The sequence below is a fragment of the Marinobacter sp. NP-4(2019) genome (assembly GCF_003994855.1).
Taxonomy (GTDB): domain Bacteria; phylum Pseudomonadota; class Gammaproteobacteria; order Pseudomonadales; family Oleiphilaceae; genus Marinobacter.
Map to the genome: position 1 here is coordinate 1722892 of NZ_CP034142.1, position 17483 is coordinate 1740374.

9 protein-coding genes, 2 tRNA genes, 3 rRNA genes and 1 pseudogene are annotated in these 17483 nt (G+C 54.8%); 8 read left to right on the plus strand and 7 right to left on the minus strand.

What is annotated here, in order from left to right; all coding sequences use genetic code 11:
* The first annotated feature begins 1 nt into the window (after position 1).
* The 8 genes and pseudogenes from EHN06_RS07855 to rrf all read left to right on the plus strand — a co-directional run bounded on the left by EHN06_RS07855 (position 2) and on the right by rrf (position 7868).
* Positions 2-534, plus strand: a pseudogene (locus EHN06_RS07855) (gamma carbonic anhydrase family protein).
* Positions 531-713, plus strand: a complete 183-nt coding sequence (locus EHN06_RS07860; RefSeq protein WP_127331754.1) for a DUF1289 domain-containing protein — start codon at positions 531-533, stop codon at positions 711-713. The pseudogene EHN06_RS07855 and the gene EHN06_RS07860 overlap by 4 nt, the downstream one beginning before the upstream one ends.
* Positions 714-740: 27 nt before the next feature.
* Positions 741-1931 (plus strand): formate-dependent phosphoribosylglycinamide formyltransferase, encoded by a 1191-nt coding sequence (purT, locus tag EHN06_RS07865; RefSeq protein ID WP_127331756.1) that lies wholly within the window; start codon positions 741-743, stop codon positions 1929-1931.
* A gap of 473 nt (positions 1932-2404) precedes the next feature.
* Positions 2405-3944, plus strand: a 16S ribosomal RNA gene (locus EHN06_RS07870).
* 89 nt (positions 3945-4033) lie between these two features.
* Positions 4034-4110 (plus strand) — tRNA-Ile (locus EHN06_RS07875).
* Positions 4111-4382: 272 nt separating this feature from the next.
* Positions 4383-4458: transfer RNA gene (locus EHN06_RS07880), tRNA-Ala, on the plus strand.
* 317 nt (positions 4459-4775) lie between these two features.
* Positions 4776-7668: ribosomal RNA gene (locus EHN06_RS07885) — 23S ribosomal RNA — on the plus strand.
* Positions 7669-7753: 85 nt separating this feature from the next.
* Positions 7754-7868, plus strand: a 5S ribosomal RNA gene (gene rrf, locus EHN06_RS07890).
* Together the 16S, 23S and 5S rRNA genes with 2 tRNA genes alongside form the textbook arrangement of a ribosomal RNA operon.
* Before the next feature lie 129 nt (positions 7869-7997).
* Here the strand turns inward: rrf and EHN06_RS07895 are convergent.
* The 7 genes from EHN06_RS07895 to EHN06_RS07925 all read right to left on the minus strand — a co-directional run bounded on the left by EHN06_RS07895 (position 7998) and on the right by EHN06_RS07925 (position 17476).
* Complete coding sequence (locus EHN06_RS07895; protein WP_127334384.1) at positions 7998-8702, minus strand: sensor histidine kinase; 705 nt, start codon at positions 8700-8702, stop codon at positions 7998-8000.
* Between the two features lie 5 nt (positions 8703-8707).
* Positions 8708-10351: a tetratricopeptide repeat protein gene (locus EHN06_RS07900; RefSeq protein WP_127331758.1), complete on the minus strand. Its 1644-nt coding sequence runs from the start codon at positions 10349-10351 to the stop codon at positions 8708-8710.
* On the minus strand, positions 10348-13866 hold the full coding sequence (locus EHN06_RS07905) for a PAS domain-containing hybrid sensor histidine kinase/response regulator (RefSeq protein ID WP_127331760.1): 3519 nt from the start codon (positions 13864-13866) through the stop codon (positions 10348-10350). Before EHN06_RS07905 ends, EHN06_RS07900 begins: the two co-directional genes overlap by 4 nt.
* A gap of 52 nt (positions 13867-13918) precedes the next feature.
* Positions 13919-14425: a hypothetical protein gene (locus tag EHN06_RS07910; RefSeq protein ID WP_127331762.1), complete on the minus strand. Its 507-nt coding sequence runs from the start codon at positions 14423-14425 to the stop codon at positions 13919-13921.
* Positions 14426-14522: 97 nt separating this feature from the next.
* Positions 14523-16289 carry a sodium:solute symporter family protein gene (locus tag EHN06_RS07915; protein WP_127331764.1) on the minus strand — a complete coding sequence of 589 codons (1767 nt, stop codon included), beginning with the start codon at positions 16287-16289 and terminating at the stop codon, positions 14523-14525.
* A gap of 6 nt (positions 16290-16295) precedes the next feature.
* Positions 16296-16559: a DUF4212 domain-containing protein gene (locus tag EHN06_RS07920; protein ID WP_127331766.1), complete on the minus strand. Its 264-nt coding sequence runs from the start codon at positions 16557-16559 to the stop codon at positions 16296-16298.
* 209 nt (positions 16560-16768) lie between these two features.
* Positions 16769-17476, minus strand: a complete 708-nt coding sequence (locus EHN06_RS07925; protein WP_127334385.1) for a PolC-type DNA polymerase III — start codon at positions 17474-17476, stop codon at positions 16769-16771.
* Positions 17477-17483 lie beyond the last annotated feature (7 nt).

Consider the following 17483-nt stretch of genomic DNA (forward strand, 5'->3'; position numbering starts at 1 on the left):
TATGTTTTATTCGCTGGGCGATCGCAGGCCCGAACTGCAGGGCGAGGGGCAGTATGTTGCCGACAACGCAACGGTCATTGGCAGTGTCAGGTTGATGGATAAGGCCAGTGTCTGGTTCAACGTGGTTATCCGGGGGATAACGACCTGATTACCATTGGCCCCGAGTCCAATGTGCAGGACGGCTCGGTGCTCCATACCGATCCGGGGATCCCCCTGACGCTGGGAAGAGGCGTTACAGTTGGCCACAAGGCAATGCTTCACGGTTGTGACATTGGTGATTATTCGCTGATTGGTATCAATGCCGTGGTTCTTAACGGTGCAAAGATTGGCAAGCACTGCCTGATAGGGGCCAATACGCTGATACCCGAGGGCATGGAAATTCCGGATGGCTCTATGGTTGTAGGCTCGCCCGGCAAGATCAAGCGTGAACTGAATGAGAACCAGAAGAAAATGCTGGAGCTCAGCGCTCTTCATTATGTCGAGAATGCCGAGCGCTATCTTGGTCAACTGGCACCGTATGAGCCTGAACAATGAAAGTCGCTGATAAGGTGCGATCCCCTTGCGTCAGTGTCTGCGCTCTTGATGCCAATGATGTCTGCATCGGATGTCACCGCACCGGTGACGAGATCATGCGCTGGACCCGGATGACCAATGATGAACGCCGTGATGTTCTAAAGAAAGTTGCCAGGCGTGAAGAGAAAGTTGCGCTGTAAACCTTGAAGCTACAGGAACCCTGAACGATGTCTGAAACCGTACGCCTTGGTACGCCCCTGAAATCAAATGCCTTTAAAGTCCTGTTCTGTGGCTCTGGGGAGTTGGGTAAGGAAGTCGTCATTGAGCTCCAGCGGCTCGGTGTCGAGGTGATCGCCGTTGATCGATACGCCAACGCGCCGGCGATGCAGGTTGCCCACCGCAGTCATGTCGTGGATATGCTGGATGGTACGGCGCTTCGCGCGATCATTGAACAGGAGCGCCCCAATCTGATTGTTCCGGAGATTGAGGCGATCGCAACGCCGGAGTTGGTCGAGTTGGAAAAAGAGGGGTATCGGGTTATTCCAACAGCCCGGGCTGTCAATCTCACCATGAACCGAGAGGGAATCCGACGGCTCGTTGCCGAAGAATTGGGGCTACCTACTTCTCCGTACTGGTTTGCGGAGACCCGGGAAGATTATCTGGCAGCGGTGCGGGAGATCGGTTTGCCTCTGGTGGTGAAACCGGTGATGAGCTCCTCTGGTAAGGGTCAAAGTACGGTCAAAACGGAAAGTGATATTGAGGCTGCCTGGGAGTATGCGCAAACCGGCGGTAGAGCCGGCAAGGGGCGAGTGATTGTTGAGGGCTTTGTGGATTTTGATTACGAAATCACATTGCTAACGGTTAAACACCGGGATGGTATCTCCTTTTGTGATCCCATAGGCCACCGCCAGGAAGACGGTGATTACCGGGAATCCTGGCAGCCGCAGCCCATGAGTGAAAAGGCCTTGACCCGTTCAAAGGAGATAGCGGAAGCCGTCGTGGGGAATCTGGGTGGCTATGGTGTATACGGGGTCGAACTTTTCATAAAGGGTGACGATGTATGGTTTTCCGAAGTATCACCCCGCCCTCACGACACCGGTCTGGTGACATTGGTTTCCCAGGATTTGTCTGAGTTTGCACTTCATGCCCGTGCAATTCTCGGGTTGCCGGTACCTGTGATTCGTCAGCAGGGTCCCTCTGCCTCGGCGGTGATTCTGCCGGAAGGGGATTCTTCCGAGGTGTCCTATTCCGGACTTGAAAATGCGTTGGTTCACCCTGATACTCAACTAAGGCTGTTTGGTAAGCCAGAGCTGAAGGGGCGGCGCCGAATGGGGGTGGCCCTGGCAAAGGCGGAATCCGTTGAAGAAGCCAGGGTAAAGGCAACCCGTTCTGCGGCAGCCGTTAAAGTGGATATTTGATGGCTAGTGACGGCTTCTGAAAAAAGATTTGAATGAACCGTTGACACCTCCGCGCAGGTCTGTAGAATGCGCATCTCTTTCGAGGGGCAGTCCACTGAGGCGGCTCCGGAATCGAAAGGCAACTGTTTGAAAGTGTTGAAGAAAACGAGTTTCAAATTTCTTCAGAAAGCGGTTGACAAGGTGGCGGTTCACTGTAGAATGCGCCCCTCGAAACAAGCAGTAAGCCGGTGAGTTTTTCGGCGGTTTCCGGAGACGGGAAGCAGCGAAAAATAAACGGTTGACAAGGCGGCGAAGCGATGTAGAATACGCCACCTTGATTGAGCAGACGCTCAACGCTCTTTAAAAAGTTAACCAAGTAATTCGTGTGGGCGCTGGCCGAGGTATTTCGGATACGAAATATCAGGACAGTGACTCGTCGAAATTGAGTTTTGTCTTGAGCAAGAATAGAGAATCTTCGGATTCTTGTATGATTTAAACTGAAGAGTTTGATCATGGCTCAGATTGAACGCTGGCGGCAGGCTTAACACATGCAAGTCGAGCGGTAACAGGGGGAGCTTGCTCCCCGCTGACGAGCGGCGGACGGGTGAGTAATGCTTAGGAAACTGCCCAGTAGTGGGGGATAGCCCGGGGAAACCCGGATTAATACCGCGTACGCCCTTCGGGGGAAAGCAGGGGCTCTTCGGACCTTGCGCTATTGGATGTGCCTAAGTCGGATTAGCTAGTTGGTGGGGTAAAGGCCTACCAAGGCGACGATCCGTAGCTGGTCTGAGAGGATGATCAGCCACATCGGGACTGAGACACGGCCCGAACTCCTACGGGAGGCAGCAGTGGGGAATATTGGACAATGGGGGCAACCCTGATCCAGCCATGCCGCGTGTGTGAAGAAGGCTTTCGGGTTGTAAAGCACTTTCAGTGAGGAGGAAGGCTGTAAGGTTAATACCCTTGCAGATTGACGTTACTCACAGAAGAAGCACCGGCTAACTCCGTGCCAGCAGCCGCGGTAATACGGAGGGTGCAAGCGTTAATCGGAATTACTGGGCGTAAAGCGCGCGTAGGTGGTTTGATAAGCGAGATGTGAAAGCCCCGGGCTTAACCTGGGAACGGCATTTCGAACTGTCAGGCTAGAGTGTGGTAGAGGGTAGTGGAATTTCCTGTGTAGCGGTGAAATGCGTAGATATAGGAAGGAACACCAGTGGCGAAGGCGGCTACCTGGACCAACACTGACACTGAGGTGCGAAAGCGTGGGGAGCAAACAGGATTAGATACCCTGGTAGTCCACGCCGTAAACGATGTCAACTAGCCGTTGGGACTCTTGAAGTCTTAGTGGCGCAGCTAACGCACTAAGTTGACCGCCTGGGGAGTACGGCCGCAAGGTTAAAACTCAAATGAATTGACGGGGGCCCGCACAAGCGGTGGAGCATGTGGTTTAATTCGACGCAACGCGAAGAACCTTACCTGGCCTTGACATGCAGAGAACTTTCCAGAGATGGATTGGTGCCTTCGGGAACTCTGACACAGGTGCTGCATGGCCGTCGTCAGCTCGTGTCGTGAGATGTTGGGTTAAGTCCCGTAACGAGCGCAACCCCTATCCCTAGTTGCTAGCAGTTCGGCTGAGAACTCTAGGGAGACTGCCGGTGACAAACCGGAGGAAGGTGGGGATGACGTCAGGTCATCATGGCCCTTACGGCCAGGGCTACACACGTGCTACAATGGCGCGCACAGAGGGCTGCAAACCCGCGAGGGGGAGCCAATCTCACAAAACGCGTCGTAGTCCGGATCGGAGTCTGCAACTCGACTCCGTGAAGTCGGAATCGCTAGTAATCGTGAATCAGAATGTCACGGTGAATACGTTCCCGGGCCTTGTACACACCGCCCGTCACACCATGGGAGTGGATTGCACCAGAAGTGGTTAGTCTAACCTTCGGGAGGACGATCACCACGGTGTGGTTCATGACTGGGGTGAAGTCGTAACAAGGTAGCCGTAGGGGAACCTGCGGCTGGATCACCTCCTTAAACGAAGCCGAACGCTTCGGTCAGAGTCCACACGAATTACTTGGTTGGCTAATAAAGAGAGCAAAAGGGTCTTGCAGGCCCGTACCTTTGGGTCTGTAGCTCAGGTGGTTAGAGCGCACCCCTGATAAGGGTGAGGTCGGTGGTTCAAGTCCACCCAGACCCACCAAAATTGCGTTATCCGTCGTTATCGAAAGGCTCACGTGCTGGTCGCACGCTACACCTTTCGATGCCTAGGCTAACCCAATTTTCGGAGCATGCCTCGCTGTAAAGAGGTGCGCCGAGTGGGTAAACCGCAAAGGTGGTGACGGACGCGGATGCGCCGGACAGGTTTTGTCAATCTAGGCGCAGCGTGAGTGAGAGAAGGAGTGACCCTCGATGGGTCATGACTGAAGCGAACGAATGCTGCAACGACGAGTGACGAAAGCTGGACAAGCAGACGGGGCTATAGCTCAGCTGGGAGAGCGCCTGCCTTGCACGCAGGAGGTCTGCGGTTCGATCCCGCATAGCTCCACCATATTACTGACTAACTCCGGTTAGCAGTGTGCAGAAACAAGCGTTTCGTTTTAATGACAGAGGTTGTTAAGCGAAGTTCTTCTTTCTGATCACTGGGTCAGATTTGCTCTTTAACAAATTGGACGAGATAGAACACGAATATTGTTTCTCATTATCTCCGAGGAACAATGTTCAATGTGATAGCGATTTCAAGCGTTATCCGGTGTTGTCGTTGAAGTGGTTGTTGTATGACTTCAGTCGGCTGTCTCGAATAAGCGTCCGCATCAGGGTTACCTGGTGAAGGGTGTGGATTCGTGATCAGTTGTCTTGGGGTTATATAGTCAAGCAACTAAGCGCATACGGTGGATGCCTTGGCAGTCAGAGGCGATGAAAGACGTGGAAGCCTGCGATAAGGTTCGGGGAGCTGGCAAACGAGCTGTGATCCGGACATCTCTGAATGGGGAAACCCACCGACTTTCGGGTCGGTACCTTGCACTGAATCCATAGGTGTAAGGGGCGAACTCGGGGAACTGAAACATCTAAGTACCCGAAGGAAAAGAAATCAACCGAGATTCCCTCAGTAGCGGCGAGCGAACGGGGACCAGCCCTTAAGCTGGACAACTGGTAGGAGAAGGCTCTGGAAAGTGCCGCCATAGTGGGTGATAGCCCCGTATCCGAAACCTGAGTCCAGTGAAATCGAGTAGGACGGGACACGTGATATCCTGTCTGAACATGGGGGGACCATCCTCCAAGGCTAAATACTCCTGACTGACCGATAGTGAACCAGTACCGTGAGGGAAAGGCGAAAAGAACCCCTGTGAGGGGAGTGAAATAGATCCTGAAACCGTATGCGTACAAGCAGTCGGAGCGGACTTGTTCCGTGACGGCGTACCTTTTGTATAATGGGTCAGCGACTTATGTTCAGTGGCGAGGTTAACCGTATAGGGGAGCCGTAGGGAAACCGAGTCTGAATAGGGCGATTTAGTCGCTGGGCATAGACCCGAAACCGGGCGATCTATCCATGAGCAGGTTGAAGGTTGAGTAACATCAACTGGAGGACCGAACCCACTGTCGTTGAAAAGCCAGGGGATGACTTGTGGATCGGAGTGAAAGGCTAATCAAGCCCGGAGATAGCTGGTTCTCCCCGAAAGCTATTTAGGTAGCGCCTCGGACGAATACCACAGGGGGTAGAGCACTGTTTCGGCTAGGGGGTCATCCCGACTTACCAACCCGATGCAAACTCCGAATACCTGTGAGTACTATCCGGGAGACACACGGCGGGTGCTAACGTCCGTCGTGAAGAGGGAAACAACCCAGACCGCCAGCTAAGGTCCCCAAGTACCAGTTAAGTGGGAAACGATGTGGGAAGGCTCAGACAGCTAGGAGGTTGGCTTAGAAGCAGCCATCCTTTAAAGAAAGCGTAATAGCTCACTAGTCGAGTCGGCCTGCGCGGAAGATGTAACGGGGCTCAAACTGGTCACCGAAGCTGCGGCTGCATACTTTGTATGCGGGGTAGGGGAGCGTTCTGTAAGCCTGCGAAGGTGTGTTGAGAAGCATGCTGGAGGTATCAGAAGTGCGAATGCTGACATGAGTAACGACAATGGGGGTGAAAAACCCCCACGCCGGAAGACCAAGGGTTCCTGCGCAACGCTAATCGGCGCAGGGTGAGTCGGCCCCTAAGGCGAGACCGAAAGGTGTAGTCGATGGGAAACGGGTTAATATTCCCGTACCTTGGATCACTGCGATGGAGAGACGGAGAAGGCTAGGTGAGCCGGGCGACGGTTGTCCCGGTTTAAGCGAGTAGGGAGAGGACTTAGGCAAATCCGGGTCCTCAATCCTGAGACGCGACGACGACTGCCCATTGGGCGGGAAGTCATTGATGCCCTGCTTCCAGGAAAATCTTCTAAGCTTCAGGTGATTCGAGACCGTACCCCAAACCGACACAGGTGGTCAGGTAGAGAATACCAAGGCGCTTGAGAGAACTCGGGTAAAGGAACTAGGCAAAATGGTGCCGTAACTTCGGGAGAAGGCACGCCGGTGTGTACGTGAAGCCCCTGCGGGTGGAGCGGAAGCCGGTCGAAGATACCAGGCCCCTGCGACTGTTTATTAAAAACACAGCACTGTGCTAACACGAAAGTGGACGTATACGGTGTGACGCCTGCCCGGTGCCGGAAGGTTAATTGATGGGGTTAGCATTCGTGCGAAGCTCTTGATCGAAGCCCCGGTAAACGGCGGCCGTAACTATAACGGTCCTAAGGTAGCGAAATTCCTTGTCGGGTAAGTTCCGACCTGCACGAATGGCGTAACGATGGGGGCGCTGTCTCTACCCGAGACTCAGTGAAATTGAAATCGCCGTGAAGATGCGGTGTATCCGCGGCTAGACGGAAAGACCCCGTGAACCTTTACTATAGCTTCACAGTGAACTTTGAGCATGTTTGTGTAGGATAGCTGGGAGGCTTTGAAGCGGCGACGCCAGTCGTCGTGGAGCCAACCTTGAAATACCAGCCTGACATGTTTGAGGTTCTAACTTGGTCCCCTGATCGGGGATGAGGACACTGTGTGGTGGGTAGTTTGACTGGGGCGGTCTCCTCCCAAAGCGTAACGGAGGAGCACAAAGGTGGGCTAAGCACGGTCGGACATCGTGCGGTTAGTGTAATGGCACAAGCCCGCTTGACTGCGAGACAGACACGTCGAGCAGGTGCGAAAGCAGGTCATAGTGATCCGGTGGTTCTGTATGGAAGGGCCATCGCTCAACGGATAAAAGGTACTCCGGGGATAACAGGCTGATACCGCCCAAGAGTTCACATCGACGGCGGTGTTTGGCACCTCGATGTCGGCTCATCACATCCTGGGGCTGAAGCCGGTCCCAAGGGTATGGCTGTTCGCCATTTAAAGTGGTACGCGAGCTGGGTTTAGAACGTCGTGAGACAGTTCGGTCCCTATCTGCCGTGGACGTTGGAGATTTGAGGAAAGCTGCTCCTAGTACGAGAGGACCGGAGTGGACGAACCGCTGGTGTTCGGGTTGTGTCGCCAGACGCATTGCCCGGTAGCTATGTTCGGACAGGATAACCGCTGAAAGCATCTAAGCGGGAAGCCCCTTCCAAGATGAGATCTCCCTGGACCCTCGAGGTCCCTGAAGAGCCGTTCAAGACCAGGACGTTGATAGGTCGGGTGTGTAAGCGCTGCGAGGCGTTGAGCTAACCGATACTAATTGCTCGTGCGGCTTGACTATATAACACCCAAGACAATTGCGGATAACGCAACAACGAAATCAACATCACATGTTCTCTCTCGTCCCCCAGTGATCAACCGTTTTGCCTGACGACCATAGCGGTCTGGAACCACCTGATCCCATCCCGAACTCAGAAGTGAAACAGACCTGCGCCGATGGTAGTGTGGCGTTGCCCATGTGAGAGTAGGTCATCGTCAGGCTCCTAATACCAAAAACCCCAGCATCCTCGATGCTGGGGTTTTTTATTATCTGCAGGAAAGTGATGACCTAGGGGAGTGTGAATCCGGTGCCCGCAGGCCTGAGCAATGTAAGTCATCGTCAGGCTTCCCCTAGGGCAGCCAGATCTCAAAGACCCCTCCGCCCAAACTACCGCCGTTATGCAGCCGAATAAATCCGGTGCGCTCTCCTTCACTGTGAAGTCTGGCGACGGAGGACGCAAAGAACAGCCCGAGGCTAGTGCTTCCGCTCTTGAAATCCAGGGATTTGAAGTTCAAGGTTCCGTTGTGCTGCATACTTTCGGGATAGCCTTGCCCATCGTCTTCTACTCCAATGACCAGGTATCCTTCTTTCTCACTCGCAGTTAGCCGAACCCTGCTTTTGGTGTAGCGGATGGCATTGTTGATCGTGTTGTTCAGCACGCCGGTCAGGAGGTCATCGTCGAAGAATCCGTTGATGTCATCCGCTTCCACGGAATACTCTATATTCAGGCCCTTGAGTAGGGGTGTGTGGCGGGCCAGGTGTTCTGACAGGAAATCCGGAACGAAATGCTCTTCAATATGCGCCGACAGGTTATTCTCGCCAAGCCGGTAAATGCCGAGTAATTGTACGAGGTCGTTGTGCATGCGTTCCGCTTCGTATTGCAGGGTATTAAAGCGGTTCGATTCGCCAAGGCTGTCGGCATAGTCTCCACGCAACCCATCCAGTGAATTAAGCAACATCCCCAGGGAATTTTTCATATCATGGACGGCGGAAGCCAGCACCATGGAAAAGTCGATATGGTTGTCCCGGGAGACCTCGGAACTGTGCTCGGGCATCTTGCTCATGGCATCATTCCTTTCAGTTTTTTGCTCAGTGCGAGATAGCGACGATGTTGTCGATGCTGTTCTGGCAAGTTGGAGAGGCGTTCAAGATGTTGCTGACATTGATGCAACAACTGGGGGGCTTCCTGGCCATCGGTATACTTTTTGATTAATACCTGAACGAGGTTGAGGTTGAGTGCCGCATGGTCGGGAACGATCTTCAGGGCATTGGTAAACTCTGAAATGGCGGCTTCCAGGTCTCCGGATTCAAACGCCTTGATGCCGTCGCGATTGTGAGCCCGGGCTTGCAGCTTTTGCCGGAAACCAACGGGTTCATCCAGTAGATTCTCTATTTTTTGCAGTGTGCCAGGCTCATCACGGTATCTTTGCGCGAGTTGTCCCAGCAGGTGTTTGGCTTCGTCTTCACGGCCTAGCCGAAACAGCGTCTTGGCGTAATCAATGCCTGTGTCGGCATCGAATTCCCCTCCGTTATCCAGGGACTGGGTAACGGGTTCAAGGGTTTTCTCGGCTTCCTGCAGACGACCCTGTCCGGCATAAACCCTGGCTTTAACAATTCTGCTTCGAAGCGGCAGGGTCTCGTCTTCGGGAAAGCGTTTTTCCATTCTGGAAAGTACTGTGATTGCCTCGTCTGCCTGATCGCTGCCGCCTTCACCTGAATCACCCTCGCTCAGGTCAGACAGGGCATGGCCGAGTGACAGGTAGTGCTCCGGGCTGTCATGTATCGAATGGGTGCCAAGGCTGACCGTCTTGCGCCAGGCATCGGAAGCGGTCGCCATGTCCTGGTTGGAGGTAGCGAGCCGGGCCAGCTGTTTTTGCCGCAGCAATGCATTCGGTGAGTGCTCGATCGCTTTTTCAAGCACCTGTTGGGCCTGTGTCGGACGGCCCTGGCGATCCAGTCCTTCAGCAAGCAGGTCATAGGCCTCCATATAGTCAGGATGCTTATCGATCAGTTCTCTGAGCACGGTGACAGCTTCGTCAAAATCCCGGGTATCGAGAAGTACTTTCCCCCGGCCCAGTCTGGCCCAGGATAGATCCCTTTGCTCGAGGACATCCGTGTATATCTTCAGGGCGTGACTGTAGTCTCCAACCTGGTGGTAAAGGTCTGCGAGGGTTTTGAGCAGCCAGGTTTTGTACCGGGGTTGCTTTGGCAGGGTTGCCAGGCACAGTGAGATGGCCTCGGGGAAGTTTTCCCGATCGATCTCGCGGTTAATGGGGAGCAGGGCATTACGTTGATGGATCAGGCCGCTTAGTCGCTTCTCGAGCATTGCGCGGTTGATGGGTTTGGTCAGGTAACCGTCAGGTTGGTATTCCCGGGCGCCCATAACCATCTCTTTCGACGTTTCCGCCGTGACCATCAGAAACAGGGAAGACCGTTTCAGCAGTTTTTTGTGCCTCAGTTCCTCGAGGATGTGCTGACCATTTTTGCCTTCCCCGAGGTTGTAGTCACAGAGGACCACATCAACGTGGTTGTAGGCGCAATACTGAATGGCTGGCGCGGCATGGGCAACCAACTCTATCTTGTCGGCACCGCAGCTGCGCAGCATCTGGCGCATGGACAGGCGAAAGTTCTCAAAATCATCAATGATCAGGTAATTGAGCTTACCAAAGCTGTTACCTACGCTGGGTCTGTCTGAGTTAGTCATGGACGCTTCTGCTTCAGTAACTTGTTGACCAGTGCCCTCAGTGCTGCGGGTTTCACCGGTTTATAGAGAATCTGATAGCCTCTCGTTAGTGCATCTTCCCTGACCTCAGGGGCCATATATCCGGTAATCAGTATGCCAGATACATTGCTACTGAATCCGCTCCTGAGTGCGTCCATGGCGTCCAGCCCGTTCTTGTTATCATCCAGCTGGTAATCGGCAAGCATAATATCGGGTTCCTGGCCATCCAGCTTAAGACGGGCATCATTGAGGCTTTCGGCGGCGGTGACATCGCACTGCCAGTTACCGAGCAGGGCTGTCATGCCTTGCAGGATAGCCGGATCGTTATCGATGCAAAGCACGTGAAGGCCTCCGAGACTCGACACCCGACGGGCGCTTCCCTGACTTTTGGCAACAGTGGTTTGAGTATGTTCTGCCGGAACGACCGGCACGGTAATGCCGAACATACTGCCATGCCCCTGGACAGACTGAACGGTAACCGGATGATTCAGCATACCGCTGATACGGTCCACGATCGCCAATCCCAGCCCCAGGCCTTTTTTGTCACGCCCATGTTGGAATCTTCTGAATTCCTCGAAAATATGCGCCAGCTGGTCTTCAGGGATCCCCGGACCGGTATCCCAGACCTCAATGCGGGCATAACCTTTAAGGCGCCGACAGCCAAGCAGGATCTTGCCCTCGGGAGTGTAGCGAATTGCGTTGGACAGGAAGTTCTGAATGACCCGGCGGAGTAGCTTGGCATCTGACCGGATCCAGATGGTGCTAGGCACCACATGCAGTTCGAGACCCTGATCCTTGGCAATGGCGGAAAAGTCGGTGGCCAGATGGCGCATGATATCGTTAACCGGAAACGCTCCGATGTCGGGTTCCAGCGCGCCGGCATCGAGCTTGGAAATGTCCAGCAGGGTGCTGATGATTTCCTCGGCAGCCCCCAGGGAGCTGTCGATATGATCGACCAGATCCTTCGTCTCGCCGTCATTGGCTTTACCTGCCAGGGCAGAGGTAAACAGGCGGGCGGCGTTCAGTGGTTGCAATAGATCATGACTGGCGGATGCCAGGAAGCGGGTCTTGCTCTGGTTTGCCTGTTCCGCAACCGATTTTGCCTTCAGCATCTGCTCGTTGATGACCTGCAGTTCCTGGGTCCTCTCCTTGACTCGCTGCTCCAGATAAATATTGGTTTCCTTGAGCGCCTGCTCCGTGCGCCTCATGGCGGTGATGTCCTGGAACGTCGTGACATAGCCGCCGCCGGGAATCGGACTGCCATCAACCCGCAAGACTGTACCATCGGGGCGCTGGCGCTCGTAGGACATGGGTAGCCCATCGCGCATGCTGCCGCAGCGGTCGGCAATGATCTCATCGATCCGTCGGGCAGACAGGTTGGCGTTGGTGAGGTTGTAGCGCATCAGGTCCTCAACCGGGCGCCCGACACGGACATAGCCCTTGGGATAGTTGAACAGCTCCAGATACCGGTGGTTCCAGACCACCAATTGCTGCTGATGGTTGACCACGGATACACCAAGGCTGATGTTCTCAATGGCTGACTGGAGCAATTCACGGCTGAACGTCATTGCCTGGGAAGCTTCATCGACAATGCTGACCACATCCTCGATTTGCATATCGCGGCCGGTCAGGGTGGATTCAAGCACCACCCGTGCCGTTGAAGCACCAATTACCGAGGCCAGTTGCCGCTCAATGTACTTCATCAGGTGTGAGGATGCCGGCCGGTGAGGATGCAGGCGAATGGCGTTGCGGCGCTCATAGTTCCGTAGAATGATTTCGGATCGTTCCTCCCCCATGAAACGATCAGTGAGGGCCTGGAGATCCGATGTCAGGATCTCACCCTGCCAGGTCTGTTGCTGGGGCGTTTCCGCCTTGGGCTGGGGATCGTGGAAGAAGGATGCGATCTGGATCTTCTCGCGTACACGCTGGCGAGTCAGCATAGACAGGACAATGTAGGTGAGGGTGTTGATCCCCAGGCTCCAGATAATACCGTGGCTGATGGGATCAAACTCTGACCCGAACAAGGCCGTCGGACGCGTCCAGGCCATCCCCCATAGCCCCTCATCGATTAGCGTATCGGTGAGCCAGCCGGTGGAGGCGAGGGCCGGCAGCAGCATGGTGTAACACCACATCAGGAAACCAAGTCCGAGGCCCCAGCTGGCACCGGTGAGATTTCCCTGTCGCCAGATGATGCCACCCACGAGTGCCGGTCCAAACTGGGCCGCAGCCGCAAACGACAGCAGGCCGAAGGCAGTCAGGCTGTAGTCTTCGCCTGCCATCCGGTAAAAACCGTAAGCCGTCAGCAACACCACGAAGATGGCTACACGACGAATGCTCAGCAGGAGATGGCTGAGGTCGGTGCGCTGATTCATCCTGGGGCGGAAGAACTTGAGCAGTGCCGGCATGATGATTTCGTTGCTGACCATGGTGGCGATCGCGACGGAACACACAATCACCATTGCGGCTGCTGCTGAACCACCGCCCAGGAAAGCGAGAATGGCAAGCCATTCCTCGCCGGCCAGAATCGGCAGCTTCAGAATCAGGATGTCGGGATCGGTGATGCCGGCTTCGGGGTAGAGCAGCCCTGCAGCAGCAATGGGCAGGACAAAGGCGCTGGCAATGATGAGATAGATGGGCATGGCCCAGCGGGCCGTCTCGAAATCCCGGTGGTCTGTGTTTTCCACCACCATGACGTGAAACTGGCGTGGCAGACAGATAATTGCGAGCATGGCCACCAGGGTCTGGGTAATAAATGCAGGTGCCTCGACGCCATCGGTTGTCAGAGTTCCGGTCAGTCCGGCCTCCCGGACCCTGCCGAGCAAGTCTCCAAATCCGCCATAAAGGCCGTAACCAACAAACAATCCCACCGCCACGAATGCCACGATTTTGATCAGTGATTCAAAAGCAACGGCCTGAATCATCCCCCGATGGTGTTCCGTGGACTCCAGGTGCCGGGTACCGAACAGTACGGTGAATACGGCGAGCACAAGCGTGATATACCAGGCAGAGTCATTCCAGGCCGCGGTGCTGAGTGCCTGATGGCCGGTGCCGTTCTCGGATAAGACGGTGAACCCCATGGAGATGGCTTTGAGCTGAAGGGCAATATACGGCACGCTGCCAATCAGGGCGAACGTGGCGATCATGGCCGCTAACACCTGGGATTTGCCATAGCGGGAAGCAATGAAGTCGGCGATCGACGTGCTGTTGTTGCGTTTACTGATATAGATGATGCGACGCAACAGGGGAGCGCCAAAAATGAAGAGGATCAGCGGCCCGAGATAAATGGGAAGGAAGCCCAGTCCCTCCTGGGTAGCACGCCCGACCGCGCCATAGAATGTCCATGACGTAAAGTAAACGGCCAGCGAGAGCGCATAAATGTGTGTCCGGGCCAGCTTGCGGCGATACAGGCCGGGATGCCTGTCACCCGCCCAGGCAATGACAAACAGAACCGAAATGTACGTTATGGATATTAAAACCAGCAGCCAGGCACTAATCATCGTTACGCATTCCCGTCACCTTCAGCGGGTTGGGTATCCAGTTTACGGTGTGTCAGCCGGAGCAAACGGTCTCCAGTAGAGGGTCACCGGACGCGAGCGTTTTAAGGTTATCAACACGGGGCCTGCCGTCGGAGCCCAGTGGAACAAGCTCATGGGTGGCACAGTTAATGATATGAATACGGTGGGATACCGCATCCGTCATTTTCTGCTCGAACCGATAGAGTGTAAATCGGACGACGTTTTGATTGTCACTGTCACGGCTGATGCTTTTGGTATCCACCGTTGTAAAGGACGTCACATAAGGGAAGACGAATGTCCAGGGCCGCCAGAAGATGCTGTCGTTCTGTGTGTTCACAATAACCGCTTCTTCCGGGAGCTGTGCCTTCTTGTGGTCGTACCAGGTGTATTCACCCTGAATGAGGTAACCAAGCATTCCCACCCCAGCAAAAACGGGAATAATCCATCGTGGGGCTTTGTTGCGGGTGGCGGCGCGAATGCCGAGAGCGATACCGGCGGCACCGAGGCCGCAAAAAACAGTGGCAACAAGTGTCCAGAACATAAAATTGTTTCCTCAAAAAAGAACGGGCTCCCTCATTGAGGAAGCCCGTCCAGGTTCAACCTGTCAATTCCGAGAATGAATCAGGTTGTGTTGTTGCTTAGTGGTCTTGAGCCTGACCGGCACCACGTGGGTAACGGACGCTCTCAACCAGTTCCTGAATCTCAACGGGCGGTTCTTCAGTTGCGTTGGATACAGCGAAGGCTACCGCAAAGTTGACGATTGCACCAACCGCGCCGATAGACAGCGGGGAGATGCCCAGTACCCAGTTTTCCGGAGTATCAGGCAGGTTCGCCGTGCCGGGGATGAACAACCAGCCCTTGTATACGAAGATGTATATCAGGGTGAAGGTCAAACCACTAAGCATACCAGCGATGGCGCCCTTGTTGTTCACGCGCTTGGAGAAGATACCCATCATCAGGGCCGGGAACAGGGAGGCCGCCGCTATACCAAATGCGAGGGCAACAACCTGTGCCGCAAAGCCTGGTGGATTGGCCCCCAGGTAGGTAGCGACGACAATCGCGACGGCCATCGAAATACGCGCTGCCAGCAGCTCGCCTTTTTCGGTGATAGCCGGATTGATAGAGCCTTTTATCAGGTCATGACTGACGGCCGAGGATATCGCAAGTAACAGGCCGGCTGCCGTAGACAGCGCCGCTGCGAGACCACCGGCGGCGATCAGGCCGATGACCCAGCCCGGCAGGTTGGCGATTTCCGGGTTGGCCAGCACCAGGATGTCCCGGTTCACAACCAGTTCATTACCTTCCCAGCCACGAGCCTGGGCCTGGGGCTCGAATTCAGGTGTGTCATTGTACAACTGAATCCGGCCGTCTCCGTTTTTGTCTGTGAACTGAATCAGACCTGTCACTTCCCAATCCTTGATCCACGCTGGCCGCGCATCGTACTCGATGGGCTCAGCAGCGGTGCCATCCGGATAGATGGTGGTCATCAGATTCAGTCGGGCCATGGAAGCAACGGCAGGCGCTGTCAGGTACAGCAGTGCAATAAACACCAGGGCCCAGCCAGCAGACCAGCGTGCATCCGCTACCTTCGGAACGGTGAAGAAGCGAATGATGACGTGTGGCAGACCCGCTGTACCGATCATCAGTGACAGGGTGAACAGAACCATGTTCAGTTTGTTGTCAATGTCAGCCGTGTACTCGTTGAAACCGAGGTCGGTAATAACCTGGTTCAGCTTGTCCAGGATGGGCATGCCGGAATCTACGTGGGTAGAGAACAGGCCCAGCGGTGGCAGGGGATTGCCGGTCAATTGCAGGGAGATAAAGACAGCCGGAATGGTGTAAGCGGTAATCAGCACACAGTACTGGGCTACCTGGGTGTAGGTAATGCCTTTCATACCACCGAGTACCGCGTACACAAACACGACGATAGCAGCAATGATCAGCCCCAGGGTCGCGTCGACTTCCAGGAAGCGCGAGAACGCAACGCCGGCGCCAGCCATCTGGCCAATAACGTAGGTTACCGATGCTACGATCAGGCAGATAACCGCCACCAGTCGGGCATTCTTACTGTAGAAGCGGTCACCAATAAATTCGGGGACCGTGAACTTGCCGAATTTACGCAGATACGGTGCCAGCAGCATGGCCAGCAGGACGTAGCCACCCGTCCATCCCATAAGGAAGGTGGAGTTCGCGTAACCACCGGCGGCAATCAGGCCCGCCATGGAGATAAAGGATGCCGCAGACATCCAGTCAGCGCCGATCGCCATGCCGTTGGTGACCGGGTGAACGCCGCCACCGGCGACATAGAAATCACTGGTGCTGCCGGCCTTCGCCCAGACAGCAATGGCGATATAGAGGAGGAACGAGCCCCCGACGAACATAATGTTGATAGCAAATTGGCTCATTCGTTCTTACTCCTCGTGCACGCCGAATTTTTCGTCGATCTTGTTCATGCGCCACGCGTAGTGGAAGATCAGAGCGATGAACGTCAGGATCGAACCTTGCTGGGCAAACCAGAAACCCAGATCGGTTCCGCCGATGGGGATACCGGCGAGCAGCGGGCGGAGCAGAATTGCGAAGCCGTAAGAGACCAGGGCCCAGATAATCAGGCTTCCGAATATCAGACGAAGATTCGCCTTCCAGTATTTTTCAGCGTCGTAGCTATGACCTGTCATAGGATCACTCCTGTGTTGTTGTTGTGGAGATTAGTTGTATTACTGGAGAGATGGAGCTGATAGAGAATTTATTATTCATATAGTGCTTCTCCGACTTGTTGTCCTCTCTGACTTTACTGGTCAATGGATATATAGATATTGGCAAAAGGTCTAATTCTCAGTCATTTGCCTTGGGTTTGGTCAGTTTTTGAACAGTCGATCGGAGGTGTTCAGAAGCGGTGCATGCTTTGAAGGCGTCGATAGTAGCGAAGCTTGTTGCTCAGCTCGGACAGCGTTGAAACGCCATTTTTTTGTGCCTTGTTAAGTGCAATTAGCGTCAATTCAGCAGTTACGAGCGCATCTGCTGCGGCGTGATGGCGTTCGCTCACTTCCAGATTGAAGAAGTCGGCCCAGTTATCCAGACCACGTCCGCCGGTTTTGGCGTCCGGGAACATGGCTGGCAGCAACTCGGCGACGTCTATCCACGTGTGACTTCGATTGTATGCGAGAGACTGTCGCAGGGTTCTCTCCAGGAAACGTTGGTCGAACGGTGTGTGGTACGCCAGTATCGGATCACCGTCCATCCATTCCAACAGGTGAAGCAGGGCGTCTTCGGTTTCATGACCCTGGGTCAGAGCCTCGGGGCCGATGCCATGGATAAGCACCGTTTCACTGATATCCAGCTCGGGGCGGCGAAGAATCAGGTCGAACTGGTCGTCCAGACGGATAACCATACCGCTGATTGCCACTGCGCCAATGGCGATCACTTGATCCTTGCCGGGGTTGAGGCCCGTGGTTTCCAGGTCAAGAACGATCAACCTGCACTCGGACAGTTTCTGGTCGCCGGCTACTTTGGGGGTGGGGAGGTGTGCCGGGTCGTGCACCCCGGAAATGCCGCCGCGGCGTTGTCTGATCCATAGTCTGACCTGATCCAGCATATCGCCA